Genomic DNA, 18,919 nt, shown 5'->3' with positions numbered 1-18,919 from the left:
CTTCCCCAGGGCCGGGGTTCCCCGTTCTACGGGGGTGTTGCTCTCATGTGGACGCTGAGATCTAGGCGGCCGGGGGAACCACCGTGCCGGCGGGGAGGCACTCGAGGTTGCGCTTGCCGTCAGGCTGGATCACGAACCACGTGTTGCCGACGCCCTGGCCCTTCCACTGGCCGGGCTTCTCGTCCTTCGAGTAGAAGTAGACCGGCCAGTCGCCGATGGCGACCTGCTTCTTGCCGTCCGCTCGCGTGATCAGCTTGACGATCGCGGGGTCCACGCCTTCGATCTGGGGGACCGTGTCGGACAGCATCGGGGGCCAGGTCACGGCGCATCCGCCGTTGCAGTTGGACTTCGTCTCAGGCTTCGGGGTGTCCTTCTCGAATCGGTACAGCGTGCGGCCGTCGCCGTCCTGGACGACGTTGCCCATCTTCTCGACGGCCTTGCCGACGATCTTGACGCCACTTGCGGGTGCTTGCTGCACGGGCGCCTGGGTCTGCGGTTGCTGAGTCTGCGGCGGAGCCGCCGGCGTCTCGGTTGCCGGAGCCTGTGCGGGCTCCTGCAGCACCGGGGGCTGACCCACGTCTCCGTAGTCACCCAGGACGCCCAGGTCGGTTTCCGTCTGTGCCACCGGATTCGGGTTCGCGCCGTTGCTGGTGGCGCTCCACACACCCAGACCAAGCACGACTGCCAGTCCTGCGGCCAGCCCGATGGCGATGCGGTTACGTCGGATCACACTCATGTCCTCCTTGTCCGTCCGTTCGCTCTATCGAGGCCTTACGGGCGGGGTTGCGTCTCGGTTCAGAAACAAACCGAACGCGATGCTGACTCGAACGTCGGGCAGGCACCTGAGTCGCAGGAGGTACAGGGTGATCGTCGCAGGTCAGCTCGCCGCGCTGGCGGAACGCGTGCTCGGCGCACCGCTCCCGATCGGATTTCGCGCGTGGGACGGCAGCAGCGCCGGGCCGCAGGACGGGCCCGTTGTGGTCATCCGATCACGGGACGCGCTGCGCAGGCTCGTGTGGCGGCCGGGGGAGCTGGGGCTCGCGCGTGCGTACGTGAGCGGGGAACTCGACGTCGAGGGAGACCTCACCGAGGGGCTCCGGCGGATTTGGGCGCTGGTGCGGGGCGGGACGACCAACCGGCCGAAGCTGGGTGAGGTGGTCAAGCTCGCGTGGCGGCTCGGCGTCATCGGGCCCAACCCGGCCCCACCCGCCGAGGAGGCGCGGCTGGGTGGGCGGCTGCACACGCGTGAGCGGGACCGGGACGCGATCTCGCACCACTACGACCTGAGCAACGCGTTCTACCAGCTCGTGCTCGACCCGAGCATGGCGTACTCGTGCGCGTACTTCACCGACGAGGACGAGTCGCTCGAACAGGCGCAGCGGAACAAGCTCGACCTCGTGTGCCGCAAACTCGACCTGCGGTCCGGCAAGCGCTTGCTCGACGTCGGGTGCGGGTGGGGCTCGATGATCATCCACGCGGCGAAGTACTACGGGGTGCGCGCGACCGGGGTGACGATCTCCGCGCAGCAGCGCGAGCACATCGCCCAGCGCATCGAGCGCGAAGGGCTGCAGGGGCAGGTCGAGGTGCGGCTGCAGGACTACCGCGAGATCGCCGGCGACGGGTTCGACGCGATCTCGACCATCGAGATGGGCGAGCACGTGGGGGAGGAGAACTACCCGACGTACGCCTCGACGTTGCACCGGTTGCTGCGGCCCGGTGGCCGGCTGCTGCTCCAGCAGATGTCGCGCGGGGCGAACCACCCCGGCGGTGGCGCGTTCATCGAGTCGTACGTGGCACCGGACATGCACATGCGGCCGGTCAGCCGGACGATGTCGCACCTGGAGTCGGCGGGACTCGAGATCAGGGACGTGCACGCGTTGCGCGAGCACTACGTCTGGACCGTGCGGGCCTGGGCGGAGACACTGGAGCGGCGCTGGGACGACGTCGTCGCGCTGGTCGGCGAAGGCCAGGCACGGGTGTGGCGGCTGTACCTCGCGGGCGGTGCGTTGACCTTCGAGGAGGGCCGGATGGGCGTTGACCAGATCCTGGCGGTGCGGGTGACCGAGAGCGGTCGCAGTGGCATGCCGCGCACGCGCCGGGAGTTGGTGGCCCGATGAGCTACCTGATCAGCGCGCTCGTCGCGCTCGCAGTGGTGACCGCGCTCTTCGCGTACGCGGATCGGGTGAAGCGCTACGACCTCATCGACTCGCTGTGGGGTCCCGGCTTCGCGGTGATCGCCGTCACCACGCTGCTGCTGGCGGACGGCAACCCGGCGCGGCAGTGGCTCGTCACCGCGCTCACCGCAATCTGGGGCCTGCGGCTCGGCGCGCACATCCACGCGCGCAACCGCAAGAAGGACGAGGACCCGCGCTACGTCGACATGTACCGGCGCGCCAAGGGAAACCCGCGCCTGCGCATGTACCGGGTGTACGCGATCCAAGCCGTGATCATGTGGATCGTGTCGTTGCCCGTTCAGGTCGCGCTTCACCTGGACGCGCCGTTGAACGTGCTCGACTGGCTGGGGCTGCTGCTCTGGTTGGTGGGCTTCACGTTCGAGGCCGTCGGCGACTGGCAGCTCGCCCGGTTCAAGGCCGATCCCTCGAGCAAGGGTCAGGTCATGGACACCGGTCTGTGGCGCTACACGAGGCACCCCAACTACTTCGGCGACGCCGTCGTGTGGTGGGGGCTGTTCCTGTTCGCGCTGCACACGTGGCCCGCGGTGCTCACGATCGTCGGCCCGTTGGTGATGACCTTGCTGCTTGCGAAGGGAACCGGTAAACCATTGCTGGAAAAGGACATCGGTCAGCGACGGCCGGGCTACGCGGAGTACGTCCGGCGGACAAGCGGCTTCATCCCTATGCCGCCGAGGAAGCTGGCCTGATCGGGTTATCGTGACGGCGTGGGCAACGAGATCTCCTTCCCGCGCCAGCACGCGCGCACCCAGCGGTTCACCCTCGGCGCACCGAGGACCTTCACCGTCGCACCCGACGGTTCCCGAGTTCTCTTCCTGCGGATCGCGTCGGCCACCAGCCGGGCGAACGGTCTGTGGGAACTGGACACCACCACCGGCGCCGAGCGGCTGCTCGTCGACCCGGCGGTGCTGCTGACCTCCGGCGAGGAGAACCTGCCGCCGGAGGAGCGCGCACGCAGAGAGCGCAGCCGCGAGCAGGCGGCGGGCATCGTCGCCTACGCGACGGACAAGGCCGCGCGGGTCGCGTCGTTCGCGTTGTCCGGCAGGCTCTTCGTCGCCGATCTGGAGTCCGGCTCGGCGCGCGAGCTGCCGACGTCCGGCGGCGTGATCGACCCGCGGGTCGACCCGACCGGCGCGCGAGTCGCGTACGTGTCCGGCGGCGTGCTGCGCGTCGCGGACCTGACCTCGGGTTCGGACGTCGCGCTGGCCTCGCCCGACGCCGACGACGTGACCTGGGGCGTCGCCGAGTTCGTCGCCGCCGAGGAGATGTCGCGCTACCGCGGCTACTGGTGGTCGCCGGACGGCACGCGCGTGCTCGCCGCCCGCGTCGACAACAGCCCCGTGCAGCGCTGGTACATCGCCGATCCGGCCAACCCGGCGACCCCGGCCACCGAGATCGCCTACCCGGCGGCGGGCACACCCAACGCCTCGGTGTCGCTGTCCGTGCTGTCGTTGGACGGCTCAGCCGTGCCGGTTCCGCTCGAGTTCGACTACCTGAACTCGGTGCACTGGTCCGGCGGCGGCGACCCGCTGCTGACCGTGCAGTCACGCGACCAGAAGACCGTGCGGATACTCGCTCTTTCGCCGGACACCGGCGCCGTCGCCGAGCTCGTCACCGAGACCGACGCGCAGTGGGTCGAGGTCGCGGCGGGTGCCCCGGCGTGGACGCCGGACGGCAGGCTCGTGCGGATCGTCACGGAGGACGACGAGTACCGCCTGAAGGTCGGCGACGACGTGGTGTCCGGCGACGGCCTGCAGGTCCGCTCGGTGCTCGACGTGGCCGACGACTCGGTGCTGATCACGGCGTCCGCAGGCGACTCGACGCAGATGCACGTCTACTCGATCGGTTCCTCCGTGGCACGGCTGTCCGATTCGGACGGTGTGCACTCCGCCGTGCGGGGCGGGGATGTCGTGGTCCTCTCGTCGTCCACTATGGACCACTTCGGCGCTCGGGTGACGGTGTCGACCGGCCACGTCGTAGCGTCGCATGCGGAGACCCCGGTGCTGACGCCCGCGGTCCGGCTGCTGACGCTCGGCGAGCGCGGGCTGCGCGCCGCTCTGCTGCTGCCCACCGGCCACGTGCCCGGCACCAAGCTGCCGGTGCTGCTCGACCCCTACGGCGGCCCGCACGCACAGCGCGTGCTGAGCGCCCGCAACGCCTACCTGGTGTCGCAGTGGCTGGCGGACCAGGGGTTCGCGGTGCTCGTGGCCGACGGCCGGGGCACGCCTGGGCGGGGCCCCGCCTGGGAGCGGGAGATCGCGTTCGACTTCGCGGGCGCGACACTGGAGGACCAGGTCGACGCCCTGCACGCGGCCGCCGCTCTCGAGCCCGACCTCGACCTGTCCCGCGTCGCGATCCGCGGCTGGTCCTACGGCGGGTACCTGTCGGCGCTGGCCGTGCTGCGGCGTCCGGACGTGTTCCACGCGGGCATCGCCGGGGCGCCGGTGACGGACTGGCGGCTGTACGACACCCACTACACCGAGCGGTACCTCGGCCACCCGGACGAGCGGCCCGAGGTGTACGACGGCAACTCGCTGCTCGCCGACGCGGACAAGCTGTCCCGGCCTTTGATGATCATCCACGGACTGGCTGACGACAACGTGGTGGCCGCGCACACGCTGCGGTTGTCCAACGCCCTGCTGGCGGCTGGGCGGCCGCACACCGTGCTGCCGCTCTCCGGGGTCACGCACATGACGCCGCAGGAGCAGGTGGCCGAGAACCTGCTGCTGCTCCAGGTCGACTTCCTGAAGCGCTCGCTGGCCTGACGGACTTGGGCCGCACCGGGTGACTTGCTGAAGCGCTGGCTCGCTTCATGATCGCGAGTTGTCCACACGGCGGCAGTTGTCCACAGATCGCCGAACGGCTCGCTGACCAGCGCATTTGTCGATAGACTGGCCGAGGGGCCGCCCCCCGGGATGAGTGGGGGCTGCCCCTCGGCCGTTTTTGGCGTTTACGCCTGCGCGTTCCGCACCCGGTAGGGCGGAATGCTGTTGCCGATCAACGCCAGGTCGTCGATCGTCTCCGGCTGGTACCCAGCGGCAGCCAACCGAGACACCATCAGCTGAGTCGGGTCGTCGACCGAGTCGGCGCGCCCGAACAGGTACGCCCACTCGTGCTCGTCCGAGCCGTAGTAGGCGACGGTGTCGAACACGTCGTTGAACCGCTGCCACATGCGGACCAGCGTGGTGTTCCGCCACATCGTCTGGCAGCCCGCCTGCGACACGACGACGCCGCCCTCGCGCAGCAGCGCCTTGCACATGCCGAGGAACTCGGCGCCGTACAGGCGGTTGTGCTGCGCCTCCTCCTCACGCTCGTCCGGCAGGTCCACCAGGACGATGTCGTAGCGCTCGGAGGTCGTGCGGATGTACTCGTACCCGTCGATGTACTGCACGCGGATCGGACCGGAACCCGACTCCGCGAGAGCCAGCTCGTCCAGCGTGTACCCGTAGGGCAGGTGCTCGGCGCACAGCTTGACGGCCTGCGAGTCGATGTCGATGTGGTCGACCACGGTGGCACCGTGCTGGACCGCCATCTGGCACACGACGCCCTCGCTGGAGCCGATGACCAGCACGCGCTCGACGCGGTCGGCCAGCAGCAGCGCCGGGACCATCAGCGCCTCGTGGTACGTGAGCTGGCTGAAGTCGGTGCTCTGCCGGTCGTCGTCGCAGAACAGCGAGACGCCCTGCGCGGTGCGGGCGATCACCAGGTGCTGGAAGTCGGTCTTGGTGTCGACCAGCACCTCGTTGGTCTCCCACAGCCGGGTGAGGCCTGCGCCGAGTGGTTCCTGAATCACGCCACGTGCTCCTTAATGCCCCGAGTGACGACGTCCGTCCTCGTCGAGGTAGCGCCCAAGGCGTCGGACAACAGCTGGACGGCCAGCTCGGGTTTCGCACGGGTGCCGCAGGTGAACACGTCCACGAACACCGATCCGACTTCCGGATAGGTGTGTATCGACGCGTGCGACTCCGACAACAACGCCAGCACCGTGACCCCCTGCGGATCGAACTTCTTGGAGATCACCTCCAGCACGGTCGCGTCGGCCTGCGTGAGAACCTCACCGAGGGCGTGTCGCAGGAACTGCTCGTCGTCGAGGAGTTCGGCGCTCACACCCGCGAGCTCTGCAAGTACGTGCTGTCCCGCGAACAAGCCGACAGGCTCGGTCTGACAGGGCGCTTCGGACATCAATCACTCCAAACTATGTGAAATTCGATCAGATGCAGTACGTGGCCAACGGCGGGAAGCCGTTGAAGCACACGGACGAGTAGGAGGCGGTGTAAGCACCCGCGTGGAGGATGTCCACGTGGTCTCCCGCCTCGAGCTCCAGCGGCAGGTCGTACCTGGTGTGCTGGTAGATCACGTCGTCGGCGTCGCACGTCGGGCCGGCGAGCACGACGGGGCCGACCGGTCCGCCGTCACGCGAGGTGCGCAGCGCGTACGCGATGGCCTCGCCCTCGGTCTCCGCGAGACCCTGGTAGCGGCCGATGTCGATGTACACCCAGCGGCGTTCGTCCGAATAGGACTTCCGCGACACGAGCACGACCTCGGACCGGATCATGCCCGCCTCGGCGGAGATCGCCCGGCCGGGCTCGATCATCACGCGGGGCCGTGCGTCACCGAAGTGGCGCCGCAGGGAACCCTCGATGCCCTGGGCGAACTCGGTCAACGACGGCGTGGCCTCCTGGTACACGGCGGGAAGCCCGCCACCCAGGTTGACCGTCGAGATCTCGATGCCGTCGGCCCGCAGCTTGGCGGCGATCACCGCTGCGTCCGCGATGCCGCCGTCCCAGGCGTGCACGTCCAGCTGTTGCGAGCCCGCGTGGAACGCGACACCGCAAGGATCGAGCCCCAACTCGTGCGCCAGCCGCAAGAGGTCCGCCGCCATCTCGGGATCGCAACCGAACTTGCGGCCGAACGGATACGTGGATCCCTTGCTGTGCACGAGAATCCGCAGCAGCACGGACGAACCGGGTGCGTGCGCGGCGACCGTTCGCACGTCCTGTTCGCTGTCGGACACGAAGAGCCGCACACCCCGCGAATAGGCGTACGCGACGTCCGCGGCCTTCTTGATGGGGTTGCTGTACGAGATGGTCTCGGGTTTCGCGCCGCGGGCGAGGCACAGGTCGATCTCCGCGGGCGAGGCCACGTCGAAGCTGGAACCCTGCGCGGCCAGCAGTTCCACGACTTCGGGCGCGGGGTTGGACTTCACCGCGTAGAAGACGTCGACCAGCGGCAACGCGGTGGTGATGTCCTCGTAACGCTCCCGCACGGTCTGCAGATCGATGACCAGACACGGGGTCTGAGGTTTTTCCCGATCCAGGAAACGCCGAATACGAGCCTCGGTCTCTGCACGCCGGTCAACGGCGAAGCTCTCGGCCATTTCCCTTAGGGTCCCCCTTCATCCCGGACGCGGGCACGGCCGTCCACTCTAGGGCAGGTCGGTGAAAAACGCCCCATCGGATCTCAAACATGTGATGGATCTAGCTGGACCGGAGCTCGACGAGGGTGATGTCCGGCGGAGCTCCCACGCGCACCGGCGGTCCCCAGAAACCCGCGCCACGGCTGACGTAGAGCCATGTGTCATCCACTTTTGACAGTCCCGCGACAGCGGGCTGCTGCAGCGTGACGGCCAGGTTGAACGGGAACATCTGGCCGCCGTGCGTGTGCCCGGACAGCTGCAGGTCGACACCGCGCGAGGCCGCGTCGGCCACCTGCACCGGCTGGTGCGCGAGCAGCACCAACGGCTTGGCCGCGTCCCTGCCCGCCAGCGCGCGGTCGAAGTCGGGACCGTCGCCGTAACTCTTTCCGGTGACGTCGTTGACGCCCGCGAGCTCGATGCCGCCCGCTACGGTCAGGCGCTCGTTGCGCAGCGGCGCGACGCCGAGCTTCTCGACCTCGCGCAGCCACGGCTCGTATCCCGAGAAGTACTCGTGATTCCCCGTCACGAAGAAGCTGCCGTGCCTGCTCACCAGGTCGCGCAGCGGCGCGGCCGCCTCGCCCAGTTCCTCGACGGTGCCGTCGACCAGGTCACCGACGATCGCGACCAGGTCCGGCTCCTGCTCGTTGATCATCCGCACGATGCGCTCGGTGTGCGAACGACCCAGCAGCGGGCCGAGGTGGATGTCGCTCACGACCGCGATCCGGAACCCGGAGAGCGCCGCGTCCAGCTTGCCCAGCGTCACCGGGACCTGCCGCAGCACCGGCGCGCCGAGCGCCTGCGTCATGCCGTAGCCGACGACGCCACCAGCCGCGATGCCCGTGCCGATCGCGAACGAGCGGGCGATGAACAGCCTGCGGCTCTCGTCCGGGACCGGCTCAGGCTCCTCTTCGGGCGCGCCGGCTGGCACCAGCGCCACGCGCCTGAGCATGATGCGCCGCGGGATCTCCGCCACGCCCAGGATCAGCGCCGCGTAGAACACCAGCGCGAGCCAGATGTAGCCCGACCAGCCGAGGAACGACGCGACCTCGGGCCACACGCGCCTGGTCAGGACCAGCGCGGACATCAGCAGCAGGAAGCCGACCGCGATCGCGGCGGTGCCGATGCGGCGTGCCCGGCCGGGGTGGGTCGTGTTCACCACGAGCCTGCGCCACAGGTACAGATGGCCGAGCCCGAGTGGCACACCGAGTAGCAACAGAAATGTCACCTGACCAGTATCCTTTCGACTGCCGCGGGCGTGATCCTGGAGGGGACCTATGAGGTCCGCGTTGCTCGTATCACTACTTCTCGTACTAGGCCTGGCACCGCCGGCCGAGGCCGCACCCCAGAGCTGGAAGCTCACCAATGGAGACGTCGCTGCCACCGTGACGTTGCACGACAACGGCACCTTGTCGTTGATCGTGGCCAAGGGCGCGACGACGGTGCTGAACCCGTCGGCGCTCGGCATCCGCACGTCGGCCGCCGATCTCAGCACCGGGCTGGCGTTCGCCGGCCGGACCGACCGCCGCGTGCAGGAGACGTACGCGACCGCGAGCGGGCGCCGCAAGCAGCACCAGGTGGACGCGAACGAGACCACGCTGCGGTTCACCAAGGGCGCGGAGAAGCTGGACGTGGTGTTCCGCGTGTCGGCCGACGGCCTCGGCTACCGCTACGTGCTCGGCAAGTCCGCGACGGTGACCGGTGAGGCGTCGGAGTACGCCGTGCCGCCGTCCGCGCGCGCCGTGCTGCTGCCGTGGGACAACGGCAGGCAGGACTACGAGAACATCCACGTGCACACGACCGTCGGCGCGGCGCAGCAGGTCGCGTACGGCTACCCGTCACTGTTCCAAGTGGACGGCACGTGGCTGCTCGTCACGGAGTCCGACATGACCGGGAACTACGGTGCCAGCCGGATCACGTTGTCCGGCGGGAAGTTCCGCGTGACGCTCCCGGACGCGAACACCGCGAGCAACGGCACCACGCCGTGGCGCGTGCTGATCGTCGGCGACCTGCCGACCGTCGTCGAGAGCGACCTGAGCACGGACCTCGCCAGCCCCAGCAAGATCGGCGACATGTCGTGGGTCAAGCCGGGCACCTCGGCGTGGTCGTGGTGGGGCGACGGCACCGGTGACCTCGCGCTGCAGAAGCGGTACGTCGACTACGCCGCCAAGCAGGGCTGGGAGTACATCCTCGTCGACTCCGGCTGGAAGACCTGGTCGGCGTCGCAGGTGCAGGAGCTGATCAGGTACGGAACCGCGCGCAAGGTAGGCGTGCAGCTGTGGGTGCACTACAGCGACCTGGACACGGCGTCCGAACGGGATTCGAAGCTGCCGCTGTGGCACTCGTGGGGCGCGGCCGGCCTGAAGATCGACTTCATGAACTCGGACTCGCAGGCGCGGATGAAGTGGTACGACGCGATCCTCGCCGCGACCGCGAAGAACAAGCTGCTGGTCAACTTCCACGGCTCGACCGTGCCGCGCGGCACCGAGCGCACCTGGCCGCACGTCATGAGCTTCGAGGCCGTGCGCGGCGCCGAGGGCATCAAGCCCAAGCCGGGCAAGGTGCCGTACCCCGTGTCGCACTACCTGACGTTGCCGTTCACCCGGAACCTCGCAGGCTCCATGGACTTCACGCCGGTGACGTTCAGCGCGGTGCGCGACAACAGCGAGGCGGCCGAGCTCGCGCTGTCGGTCGTGTTCGAGTCCGGACTGCAGAACTTCGCGGACAAGATCGCGAACTACCCGAAGTACCCGATCGCGGAACGGCTGCTGAAGACCGTGCCCGCCGCGTGGGACGACACGAAGCTGCTCGAGGGTGACCCCGGCAAGCTCGCCGTGTTCGCCCGCAGGAGCGGTGCCGAGTGGTACGTGGGAGCGAACGTCGCGGGCGCCGCGCGCACGCTCGACGTGCCGCTGGCGTTCCTCGGCTCGGGCACGTGGCAGGCGGAGATCTTCAACGACAACGCCGACCGGAAGCTCACGTTCAGCACGCGCACCGTCACCGCCGGTGGGACCCTGTCGCTGCCGGTGGCACGTGACGGGGGATTCACCGTGCGCTTCGTGCAACCCGCGAGGCCGTAGGTGGCGTGACTATCCCGTACCGCAGGACGGGAGGACTACATGAGTGATCGGGACGCCGCGTTCGAGGCTTACTTCGCGGCCCGTTCCGACGCCATGCGCGGCACGGCATACCTGCTGTGCGGCGACTGGCATCGCGCGGAAGACCTGGTGCAGACGACGTTCACGAAGCTCTACCTGGCGTGGCGTCGAATACAACGGCACGAGGCGATGGACGCGTACACGAGGCAGACGCTCGTGCGCACGTTCATATCCGAGCGGCGCCGGGGGTGGTTCCGCAACGAGTCGGTCGGTGAGCCGTCGGCCGAGCTCGTCGCTCCGCCCACCGGTCTTCCCGAGGAACGGCTCGTGCTGTTGGAGGCACTGGCGAAGGTGCCTCCGAAACAACGGGCCGTTCTGGTCCTGCGGTACTGGGAGGACGCGTCGATCGAACAGGCGGCCGCTCTCCTCGGTGTGTCGGAAGGAACGATCAAGAGTCAGGCCGCGCGGGGGCTGCAGACGCTGCGCGGTCTGCTTGACCAAGAGAGGGTTCGATGAACGAACAGGACCTCAAGCGGGCATTTCAGGACGTGATGGTGGCGAGCAGCCCGCCGCCGTCGATGGATCCGTCGCAGGCGCTCGGCGTGGCGCACAAGGCGCGGTCGCGACGGCGTTCGACGTGGGCGGGCGCGCTGGTCGCCGTGGTGGTGGTCGGCGTCGGTGTCGGTGCGGCACTGATCGTGCCGGACGGGTCCGCGCCGTCGCCGTCGCTGCAGATGGGCAACTCCAACTCCGCTCCGCCTTCGGTGACGCCGACGTCAGGTCCGCCGACGACCAGGCAGAGCGGCGACCCGTGGCCCGATGGGCAGACCGACCGCACGGCGACCAGCGGTCCTCATGCGGACAAGGCCGTCGTGCTGATGAACGACCTGGGTTCGTCGCTGCCGCCGGGATTCACCGCCCCGGACCTGAAGCACCCCGACGGCCGCCCGATACGGCGGCCGCAGGCGCAGTACGCCGCGAACGTGGGCGAGCAGGACTACTGGGAGTACATGGCGACCATTCCCGTCAAGAAGGACGCCGGGGTGGGTGTCCTGCTGGTGCAGTCGCGCACCCCGGACGGCAAGCCGGCGGGCGATCTGTGCGAACTGGCGCAGACGTTCTGGGGCATGCCGGGCGAGTGCTCGGTGCTGGACGCCGGCGGCAAGAAGGTCGGCGTGGTGACCAAGAACACGAGTGGTCGCGACGACTTCGACCAGTGGGCCGCCTACCGGCACGAGGACGGAACCGTCATCTTCCTCGCGCAGTCGGTGAAGGTGGGCGAGGGCGGGTACGCGCCGTTGGCGCAGCCCGTGTTCACGCCGCAGCAACTGGCGGAGCAGGCCACGTCCGCGAAGTTCAAAGTGAGCTGATCCTGGCGGGGTGAGAGGGTGGTCGCATTGCCGCGGCCACCCTCTTTCTGCAGGTAAAGTGCCGTTCGCAATGCGCACTCTGCTGATCGACAACTACGACTCGTTCACGTTCAACCTCTTCCAGCACCTGGCCGAGGTGAACGGCGCCGAGCCCGTGGTCGTCCGCAACGACGACCCGCGCTGGCGGCTGTCCTCGTTGCGGCGGTTCGACAACGTGGTGATCTCACCGGGCCCCGGCCGTCCGCAGAACCGCGCCGACTTCGGCATCTGCCGCGCGGTCGTCGAGCACGCCGACATCCCGCTGCTCGGGGTGTGCCTCGGACATCAAGGACTGTGCCTGCTGGCCGGTGCGACCGTCGGTCCCGCGCCCGCGCCGCGGCACGGGCTCGTGTCGTCCGTGCGGCACACCGGCGTCGACCTCTTCGAAGGCCTGCCGTCGCCGTTGTCCGTGGTGCGCTACCACTCGCTGGCGGTCACGGATCTCCCCGACGAGCTGGAACCGATCGCCTGGAGCACGGACGACGACGTGCTGATGGCCGTGCGGCACCGTTCGCGGCCCGCGTGGGGCGTCCAGTTCCACCCCGAGTCGATCTGCACGTCGCACGGGCGAGAGCTGCTGGCGAACTTCGCGCGACTGACGCCCGGTGCGCGCGGCGTGACGCCTGAGCCTGTCTTCGCGCGAGCGCCCGCGACCCGCCAGGTGCACGTGCGGCGAATTGACGAGCATCCGGATCCCGAGGCTTTGTTCGCGGCGCTGTACGGGGCTTCTGAGACGGCGTTCTGGCTCGACAGCGGCCGCGACGGCCGGTTCTCCTTCATGGGTGACGCCAGCGGCCCACAGGCGCGTGTGGCGTCATACGACGTGTGGGAGGGCGCGCTGACGGTCGACGGTCTGTCCACGTCCTGTCCGTCGTTCTTCGAATGGCTGGACGCCGACGTGGCCGCCCACCGCGTCGCCCAGCCGGACGTGCCGTTCGACTTCGCGCTCGGCTGGGTCGGCTACCTCGGCTACGAGTTGAAGGCCGAATGCGGCGGCGAGCTGACGCACCGTTCCGAGCAGCCGGACGCGCACATGGTGTTCGCGGACCGAGCGGTCGTGTTCGACCATCTCGACCGGTGCGTCTATTTGATGTCGTTGACCGACGGCGACCCGTGGCTTTCTTCCGCACTGGAAACGGTGCCACTGGGTGAGCCGGTGCGTCCGGCCGGTCCTTTCGAGGTGCAGCTGCGGCACGGCCGCGCGCACTACACGAAGCTGATCGACGCGTGCATGGAAGCGATCACCGCGGGGGAGACCTACGAGGTCTGCCTGACGAACATGCTGTCGTGGCGCGGCCGGCTCGACCCGTGGGAGACCTACCGCGTTTTGCGCGCCGAGAACCCGGCTCCGTTCGGCGCGTTGCTCAGGTTCGGTCCGTTGTCGGTGCTGAGCACCTCGCCGGAGCGCTTTTTGCGGGTCTCGCGAGACGGTGTCGTGGAGTCGTCGCCGATCAAGGGCACACGTCCGCGCGGGGCGACTGTTTCAGAGGACGAGCGGCTGCGTGAATCACTCGCTTCGTCGGTGAAGGACCGCGCCGAGAACCTGATGATCGTGGACCTGGTCCGCAACGACCTCGGCACGTGCGCGGTCGTCGGTTCGGTCGAGGTCCCGAGGATTTTCGACGTCGAGACCTATGCGACGGTTCATCAGCTCGTGAGCACCGTGCGCGCCCGCTTGCGACCGGACAGTTCCGCCGTCCGATGTGTGCGGGCCGCGTTCCCCGGAGGTTCGATGACTGGCGCGCCGAAGGTCCGCACGATGCAGATTCTCGATGGCTTGGAAGCCGGTCCGCGGGGCGTCTACTCCGGCGCACTCGGATACTTCTCGCTGAGTGGAACAGCCGACTTCAGCATCGTGATCCGGACGCTCGTAGCCGACCGCGACAAGGTGAGTTTCGGTGTCGGCGGAGCTGTCGTAGCGCTGTCGGACCAGGCAGAGGAATTCGAGGAGACAGCCGTCAAGGCGACAGCCGTGCTACGACTCATCGAGACCGAGTTTCCCGGCCGTTCATCCGGTTAACACGCCGGCCGGTACCCCGGCCGGCGTGTGAAACCACGCAGCTCAGGAGGCGTGCGCTTCCTGGAACTGCACGACCAGGGTCTGCGGAATGCGACCGCGGTCCGAGATCTGGTGGCCCTGAGCACGAGCCCAGTCGCGAATCCGCTGCGCTTCGGCCTTGTCGCTGGCCTTCACAGTGCTCTTGCCGGTGCCCTTGCGCTGCTTGCGGCCGCCAGCGCGACGAGCCTTGCCGACGAAGTCGGCCAACGACTCGCGAAGCCGCTCCGCATTTCCCTTCGACAGGTCGATGGCGTACTCGACACCGTCCAGTGCGAAGGTCACGGTCTCGTCGGCTTCTCCGCCGTCGAGGTCGTCGATGAGTTGGACGACGGTCTGCTGTGCCACTGTTCCTCCGTTGTGTACTCACATAGCCCGCGGTGTCCTCGACGTAACCACGTGCTTCGACATCACCATAGTCCACAGGACGTTTATCGGCTAACCTTTCGCCGCTAAAATGTGATGGTAAGCCCCCCGGTCGGGGGCATTTTGCCGGTTAACACACGGTGTTATGGGTCCAAAATGTGCCACCGTGCCCTGGTGACCTGCGGGAACTGGCCGGCCCTTTCCTCAGAGCCCTCTGTCTCGGTTCGCACCTCTGGTCCAGGAGTGTTGCGCCACTTGCCGGAGGGCATGCCCAGAAATGCCAACCGGGAATGGCGTTCACTCGTGTGGGTTATGTTGCCCCGGTCGCCGTCCCCACGGCGCGCGTATCGTGGCAGATACCCACCCAGGGTAAGGAAGGTCGGGAGAGATGCACGGCTACACCTCGGACAAGGACGCTTACCTCAAGCGACTGCGCCGCATCGAAGGTCAGATCCGGGGACTGCAGCGCATGGTCGAGAACGACGAGTACTGCATCGACGTCCTCACCCAGATCTCAGCCGCCACCAAGGCATTGCAGGCCGTCTCCCTCGGCCTCCTCGACGAGCACCTCAAGCACTGCGTGGCCCAGGCCGTGGCCGAAGGAGGCCCGGTGGCCGACGAAAAGCTCGCCGAGGCGTCCGCCGCCATTGGCAGGCTCGTCAAGTCCTGAGGGGGTCGCGCCGCGCGCGGGAGTGATCCGATAGAGTCACTCCTGCTTCTAGCCCCCGTAGCCCAATCGGCAGAGGCAGCGGACTCAAAATCCGTCCAGTGTGCGTTCGAGTCGCACCGGGGGCACATCATCTGAGCATTGAAGAAGGCCCTTGACCAGCGTAGATCCGGTCAGGGGCCTTTCTCGTGCCTAGCCGCAAGCAGTTGTTCACGGGTATCCACGGGGAATACGCGGGCGCGCCCGCGCTGGGCTCAGCCCTCCTCGAGCGCCTGTTCGATGCGCTTGCGTGCTGTGCCTTCCCGGCCGGCGATGACCTTGGCGTAGATCTGGAGCAGTACTAGCGACGCTGTGCCCCGCCCACTCGGCGACCTGCGTCGGCGGGACACCTCCGTTCAGCCAGGTCGACCCCGCGGCATGGCGCAGGTGGTATGTCCGGCGAGCGAGTGGTGAGGCGAACTCGTGCGGCTCTGGCTCGATGCTTCAGCTCTCGCTGATCGCGGCGCCGGCCGGTACCACTCCATGCCGCACCGGTCTCGGGTGCCGACTCCCACAGGAGCAGCTCGCCCCTTCCCGCGGGATCGCGAGATCCGTTTCGCGGAGGTTCACCGCCTCGCCGGGCCGCAGGGCTGAGTAGTACATGCTCCCGAAGAACGCGACCTGCGTTCGACGGCGTACTCCATGGCGTTGAACCAGACGGATCGCTTGCGCTTCACGGTCGCTGGCGCCGCAGGTTCACCGTCCAGCTTCACCGCGAGGCGACTCATCGCAGCGCGCGCGACATCTGCATCTGCCAGCGTGGAGGCGCTCTTCGTGTTGTCGGCCAACCACTTCAGCGCCGCTTTGATCTCATCGGGTTGTTCGACCTTGTCCCGGCGGTTGAGGTTGAACGCCCAGCCTTGGAGTGCCCGCCGGATGGCCTTGTCGGCAGGTTTGCCGCGGCTGGAGCTCAACATGGCGGGCATGACGGTGGTCAGCGTCTCCGCGACGCCTTTGCGGGAGTTGCCCGCTGCACCGGGCCACTTCATCCATGTACGCGAAGTCGAAGAACGACATGTCGTTCTCCGCTCGCGCCATCGAGACGGGTCGACCGGTTTCGACGACGAACGCCTCGCCCTTCGTGGCCGCCGAAAACAGGTCGGAACGGAAGCCGTCCGCGAGCGCCCACGGTGGTCTACCCAGAGCACGGCCGACGTTGAACGAACCCCCACTGCACCGTCAGCTCCGCCACGCGTGGCGCGTCCTCTGCTCTTCCCGCGCGAACAATCGCGTTCCCCATGCCACCCCAAGCGAGCAGGACTAGCCTGCGCGCATGCGGATCGCAGCTACCGTCCTGGGCATCGTCGCGATGGTGTTCCTGGCGAGCTTCGCGTTCGTCCTCGGCATCATGGCGTTCACGCCGACGATGCCGTGCACGGGAGCCAACGCCAACACGGGCACCTGCGCGTACGGGCAGCTGCCTCAGAAGATCATGCTGATCGGCCCTTGGGTCGTGGTCGTGGGCGCGACGCTCGCGACGTTCGTCAAACCTCCTGACGACGGGCCGCGGGCCTACATGCCGTGGCTCGGAGTGCTCGCGATCGCGTTCGTGTACCTCGCCGCGATCGCGGCCGCCGGAGGCTAGGAAACGCGAGAGCCCCCGGCGGTCGCAGAGGGCTCTCGTCTCACTCAGGTCAGGCCGTGGGGGCCAGGTACAGCAGACGGTTCGGCGAACCGGTACCGGGGTTTGTGACCTTGGAGGGGCGGACTGCGAAACGAGGTACGGAGCCACCTGAGGCCGGGGTCGCGTTCCGGTTGTTCTGCAGGTACCGAGCCGCGGCACCAGCCACGTGCGGGGTGGCCATCGACGTGCCCGAGATGGTGTTCGTGGCGCTGTCGCTGGAGTTCCACGCCGACGTGATGTCCCGGCCTGCAGTTGCTGGCAGTGGTGGGGCACCGAAGGGCGAAGGGCGAGGTGTGTCCGCGGAAAGCGCGGACCGTCTCGCCTTCGGGTGTTTCCGGGGGTCGAGCACCCAGACCCCAGCCGGGGCGCCGCGCTCCCGGACCCCCGCTTCAGGTCGTCGCTTCGTCTGTCCGGTGGTGGACTTCGATTTCCGGCTGTGTCACTTCGAACAGCCGCGCGAGCAGGTCGCGTGGCGCGCGATGCATGGTGACGCCCTTCTTGTCCGCGCTGCGCGTTGAACTCATCGAACATCCACTTTGGGAATCAACGGCTCGTGCGCGGCTTCGGGCGACCAGACCCACATCGCGGGCGGAGCCGCGCGCACGAACCGTTCGAAGATCCGTTCCTGGTTCGGCCTTGGCGATGCCGGGATCGGTGACCTCGACGGACAGTGCGACGTGACCGTCCACGACCACAGGGATATCACTTTCTGTAGCGACGCGCTCACCAGCGGAGATGTGAGCATTAACACTCGCCTGTGACGTTCTCGTGTTCATTTCGTAATATGGCGCGCCGTGTGACCATGCCCCGTCCCCAACGCAAGGTGTTCCCGAATGTCGGGCCGACATAGAACGAAGCAGACAGCCAGCCGGAAGCTGCCCATCGCAGTCGCCGCCACCCTCACCGTGGGCCTGGTCGTGACCTTCTGGGCCGTCCGCGTCTTCGACCAGCCGGTCGATCCAGCCGGAGCGGTCGCCAATCTGGCCGCCCCGTCGATCCCTGTCAGCCAAGTCACGACCTCGACTACCGCGCCCCCGTCCTCGCAACCTCCGGCGACCACTACGGCGCCTCCGGTGACCACGACAGCACCCGAGACCACCACGCCGCCCCCCGTGCCGCCCCCCGCGCCGCCCTGTCCGACCACCCTGGACGGAGCCAAACCGCATGCGGCGCAGGTGGGTCACCACCTCGATGGCAAGTTCGACGTCAACGACATCGGCGGTGCCGCCGGCCGGGCCGGCGACGACCATGCCCTCGGCCTGGCGCTGGACTTCATGGTCAATACCGTCACCGGCAATGCCTTGGCCGACCACGTGCTGGCCAATCGCAAGGCGTTCGGCGTCACCTACGTGATCTGGCGCCAGCGCATCAACGACGGCAGCGGCTGGAAGGCGATGGAGGACCGGGGCAGTCCCACGGCCAACCACATGGACCACGTGCACGTTTCTTTCCAGGCGAACGCGACCGTCAACGTCACCTGCTGATCTCTTCGAGCGGCATGCCGACCCGCTCCACCCGGTAGGGCGTTGCGCAGACGCGCGCACGCCCCCTTCGTCAGTTGCCGAGCTTCCTCAGTCGAGCATCCGAGCAAGCAGGTCCCGCAACTGCACGCGGTCAGCCGCGTCCAGCGCTGCCAACGGTTCAGCCGCGAACCGCAACGACCCCTGGAACCGCCGAGCCAACTCCCGCCCGGCCTCGGTGGCGACGATGTTCTTGACTCGCCGATCCTGCTCATCCGGCCGCCGCTCGACCAGTCCTCGAGCTTGCAGCCGGTCGATGATCCCCGTGACGTTGGACCGCTCCGACCCGAGCTTCACCGCGATCTGGTGCATGGGCAGCGGCTTCTCCAATGCGACCAACACCTTGGCCTGCACAGGGGTGAGCTCCACGGCTGAGGCCGCCGCCTCGTGCTCACGCGTGTACCTGCCCACGATCTGCGCGAGCAGTGCCACCACCTCAGTCGTCACCGCATCCATGACGAGCATCATAGTTGACGCCATGAACTATCTAGCTGCATACTAGTTCAGAACAATAACTATCATGGGAGTGAACCAA

20 protein-coding genes and 1 tRNA gene are annotated in these 18,919 nt (G+C 68.0%); 11 read left to right on the top strand and 10 right to left on the bottom strand.

Going from position 1 to position 18,919, the window contains the following annotated elements:
- Window positions 1-61 precede the first annotated feature (61 nt).
- On the bottom strand, window positions 62-730 hold the full coding sequence (locus tag FKR81_RS37030) for a COG4315 family predicted lipoprotein (protein WP_146358915.1): 669 nt from the start codon (window positions 728-730) through the stop codon (window positions 62-64).
- Between the two features lie 133 nt (window positions 731-863).
- Between FKR81_RS37030 and FKR81_RS37025 the strand changes: the two genes are divergently transcribed.
- The 3 genes from FKR81_RS37025 to FKR81_RS37015 are packed head-to-tail and all read left to right on the top strand — an operon-like array spanning window position 864 to window position 4,957.
- Window positions 864-2,117, top strand: a complete 1,254-nt coding sequence (locus tag FKR81_RS37025; RefSeq protein WP_328593184.1) for a cyclopropane-fatty-acyl-phospholipid synthase family protein — start codon at window positions 864-866, stop codon at window positions 2,115-2,117.
- Window positions 2,114-2,881 (top strand): DUF1295 domain-containing protein, encoded by a 768-nt coding sequence (locus FKR81_RS37020; RefSeq protein ID WP_146358911.1) that lies wholly within the window; start codon window positions 2,114-2,116, stop codon window positions 2,879-2,881. The genes FKR81_RS37025 and FKR81_RS37020 overlap by 4 nt, the downstream gene beginning before the upstream one ends.
- An 18-nt stretch (window positions 2,882-2,899) precedes the next feature.
- Window positions 2,900-4,957 (top strand): S9 family peptidase, encoded by a 2,058-nt coding sequence (locus FKR81_RS37015; protein WP_146358909.1) that lies wholly within the window; start codon window positions 2,900-2,902, stop codon window positions 4,955-4,957.
- A gap of 185 nt (window positions 4,958-5,142) precedes the next feature.
- On the opposite strand, the gene FKR81_RS37010 is transcribed toward FKR81_RS37015, so the two are convergent.
- The 4 genes from FKR81_RS37010 to FKR81_RS36995 form a co-directional block, all read right to left on the bottom strand.
- Window positions 5,143-5,985 (bottom strand): spermidine synthase, encoded by an 843-nt coding sequence (locus FKR81_RS37010; RefSeq protein WP_146358907.1) that lies wholly within the window; start codon window positions 5,983-5,985, stop codon window positions 5,143-5,145.
- Complete coding sequence (speD, locus tag FKR81_RS37005) at window positions 5,982-6,374, bottom strand: adenosylmethionine decarboxylase (protein WP_146358906.1); 393 nt, start codon at window positions 6,372-6,374, stop codon at window positions 5,982-5,984. Before speD ends, FKR81_RS37010 begins: the two co-directional genes overlap by 4 nt.
- A gap of 28 nt (window positions 6,375-6,402) precedes the next feature.
- A complete protein-coding gene (locus FKR81_RS37000; RefSeq protein ID WP_407936575.1) occupies window positions 6,403-7,458 on the bottom strand; it encodes a type III PLP-dependent enzyme in 1,056 nt (351 codons plus the stop codon).
- A gap of 211 nt (window positions 7,459-7,669) precedes the next feature.
- A complete protein-coding gene (locus FKR81_RS36995) occupies window positions 7,670-8,833 on the bottom strand; it encodes a metallophosphoesterase (protein WP_146358902.1) in 1,164 nt (387 codons plus the stop codon).
- A 49-nt stretch (window positions 8,834-8,882) separates the two neighbouring features.
- Between FKR81_RS36995 and FKR81_RS36990 the strand changes: the two genes are divergently transcribed.
- The 4 genes from FKR81_RS36990 to pabB all read left to right on the top strand — a co-directional run bounded on the left by FKR81_RS36990 (window position 8,883) and on the right by pabB (window position 14,132).
- Window positions 8,883-10,685 carry a glycoside hydrolase family 97 protein gene (locus tag FKR81_RS36990; protein WP_146358900.1) on the top strand — a complete coding sequence of 601 codons (1,803 nt, stop codon included), beginning with the start codon at window positions 8,883-8,885 and terminating at the stop codon, window positions 10,683-10,685.
- 39 nt (window positions 10,686-10,724) lie between these two features.
- Window positions 10,725-11,219: a SigE family RNA polymerase sigma factor gene (locus tag FKR81_RS36985; protein ID WP_146358898.1), complete on the top strand. Its 495-nt coding sequence runs from the start codon at window positions 10,725-10,727 to the stop codon at window positions 11,217-11,219.
- Window positions 11,216-12,073, top strand: coding sequence for a hypothetical protein (locus FKR81_RS36980; RefSeq protein ID WP_146358897.1), 858 nt, complete (start codon window positions 11,216-11,218; stop codon window positions 12,071-12,073). The genes FKR81_RS36985 and FKR81_RS36980 overlap by 4 nt, the downstream gene beginning before the upstream one ends.
- A 70-nt stretch (window positions 12,074-12,143) precedes the next feature.
- The gene (gene pabB, locus FKR81_RS36975; protein ID WP_146358895.1) at window positions 12,144-14,132 is read left to right on the top strand and encodes an aminodeoxychorismate synthase component I; all 1,989 of its coding nucleotides are present in this window, start codon (window positions 12,144-12,146) and stop codon (window positions 14,130-14,132) included.
- Between the two features lie 42 nt (window positions 14,133-14,174).
- On the opposite strand, the gene FKR81_RS36970 is transcribed toward pabB, so the two are convergent.
- Window positions 14,175-14,516, bottom strand: a complete 342-nt coding sequence (locus FKR81_RS36970) for a histone-like nucleoid-structuring protein Lsr2 (RefSeq protein ID WP_146358893.1) — start codon at window positions 14,514-14,516, stop codon at window positions 14,175-14,177.
- 406 nt (window positions 14,517-14,922) lie between these two features.
- Here FKR81_RS36970 and FKR81_RS36965 point away from each other — a divergent pair, with 406 nt between their 5' ends.
- Both FKR81_RS36965 and FKR81_RS36960 read left to right on the top strand, forming a co-directional pair.
- Window positions 14,923-15,204 carry a metal-sensitive transcriptional regulator gene (locus FKR81_RS36965; RefSeq protein ID WP_146358892.1) on the top strand — a complete coding sequence of 94 codons (282 nt, stop codon included), beginning with the start codon at window positions 14,923-14,925 and terminating at the stop codon, window positions 15,202-15,204.
- 51 nt (window positions 15,205-15,255) lie between these two features.
- A tRNA-Leu gene (locus FKR81_RS36960) sits at window positions 15,256-15,329 on the top strand.
- A gap of 477 nt (window positions 15,330-15,806) precedes the next feature.
- Here the strand turns inward: FKR81_RS36960 and FKR81_RS44030 are convergent.
- Window positions 15,807-16,229, bottom strand: a complete 423-nt coding sequence (locus tag FKR81_RS44030; RefSeq protein ID WP_186763390.1) for a hypothetical protein — start codon at window positions 16,227-16,229, stop codon at window positions 15,807-15,809.
- 284 nt (window positions 16,230-16,513) lie between these two features.
- On the opposite strand from FKR81_RS44030, the gene FKR81_RS36950 reads away from it, so the two are divergent.
- Window positions 16,514-16,825: a hypothetical protein gene (locus FKR81_RS36950; RefSeq protein ID WP_146358890.1), complete on the top strand. Its 312-nt coding sequence runs from the start codon at window positions 16,514-16,516 to the stop codon at window positions 16,823-16,825.
- 49 nt (window positions 16,826-16,874) lie between these two features.
- Here the strand turns inward: FKR81_RS36950 and FKR81_RS44555 are convergent, their stop codons facing one another.
- Both FKR81_RS44555 and FKR81_RS36940 read right to left on the bottom strand, forming a co-directional pair.
- Window positions 16,875-17,213, bottom strand: a complete 339-nt coding sequence (locus FKR81_RS44555; RefSeq protein WP_146358888.1) for a S8 family serine peptidase — start codon at window positions 17,211-17,213, stop codon at window positions 16,875-16,877.
- Window positions 17,214-17,253: 40 nt separating this feature from the next.
- Window positions 17,254-17,553, bottom strand: coding sequence for a hypothetical protein (locus tag FKR81_RS36940; protein WP_146358886.1), 300 nt, complete (start codon window positions 17,551-17,553; stop codon window positions 17,254-17,256).
- 144 nt (window positions 17,554-17,697) lie between these two features.
- Between FKR81_RS36940 and FKR81_RS36935 the strand changes: the two genes are divergently transcribed.
- The gene (locus FKR81_RS36935; protein ID WP_146358884.1) at window positions 17,698-18,348 is read left to right on the top strand and encodes a hypothetical protein; all 651 of its coding nucleotides are present in this window, start codon (window positions 17,698-17,700) and stop codon (window positions 18,346-18,348) included.
- Between the two features lie 87 nt (window positions 18,349-18,435).
- On the opposite strand, the gene FKR81_RS36930 is transcribed toward FKR81_RS36935, so the two are convergent.
- On the bottom strand, window positions 18,436-18,840 hold the full coding sequence (locus tag FKR81_RS36930; RefSeq protein ID WP_186763389.1) for a MarR family winged helix-turn-helix transcriptional regulator: 405 nt from the start codon (window positions 18,838-18,840) through the stop codon (window positions 18,436-18,438).
- Window positions 18,841-18,919 lie beyond the last annotated feature (79 nt).

This window comes from Lentzea tibetensis (assembly GCF_007845675.1).
In the GTDB taxonomy this organism is placed as follows: Bacteria; Actinomycetota; Actinomycetes; order Mycobacteriales; family Pseudonocardiaceae; genus Lentzea; species Lentzea tibetensis.
This window is presented reverse-complemented; position numbering and strand designations above follow the sequence as displayed.

Coding starts and splice junctions, on each gene's coding strand:
- FKR81_RS37020 (WP_146358911.1), top strand. CDS start 2,114: ATGAGCTACCTGATCAGCGCGCTCGTCGCGCTCGCAGTGGTGACCGCG.
- speD (WP_146358906.1), bottom strand. CDS start 6,374: ATGTCCGAAGCGCCCTGTCAGACCGAGCCTGTCGGCTTGTTCGCGGGA.
- FKR81_RS36990 (WP_146358900.1), top strand. CDS start 8,883: ATGAGGTCCGCGTTGCTCGTATCACTACTTCTCGTACTAGGCCTGGCA.
- FKR81_RS36985 (WP_146358898.1), top strand. CDS start 10,725: ATGAGTGATCGGGACGCCGCGTTCGAGGCTTACTTCGCGGCCCGTTCC.
- FKR81_RS36980 (WP_146358897.1), top strand. CDS start 11,216: ATGAACGAACAGGACCTCAAGCGGGCATTTCAGGACGTGATGGTGGCG.
- pabB (WP_146358895.1), top strand. CDS start 12,144: ATGCGCACTCTGCTGATCGACAACTACGACTCGTTCACGTTCAACCTC.
- FKR81_RS36965 (WP_146358892.1), top strand. CDS start 14,923: ATGCACGGCTACACCTCGGACAAGGACGCTTACCTCAAGCGACTGCGC.
- FKR81_RS44030 (WP_186763390.1), bottom strand. CDS start 16,229: ATGAAGTGGCCCGGTGCAGCGGGCAACTCCCGCAAAGGCGTCGCGGAG.
- FKR81_RS36950 (WP_146358890.1), top strand. CDS start 16,514: ATGCGGATCGCAGCTACCGTCCTGGGCATCGTCGCGATGGTGTTCCTG.
- FKR81_RS36935 (WP_146358884.1), top strand. CDS start 17,698: ATGTCGGGCCGACATAGAACGAAGCAGACAGCCAGCCGGAAGCTGCCC.
- FKR81_RS36930 (WP_186763389.1), bottom strand. CDS start 18,840: ATGGATGCGGTGACGACTGAGGTGGTGGCACTGCTCGCGCAGATCGTG.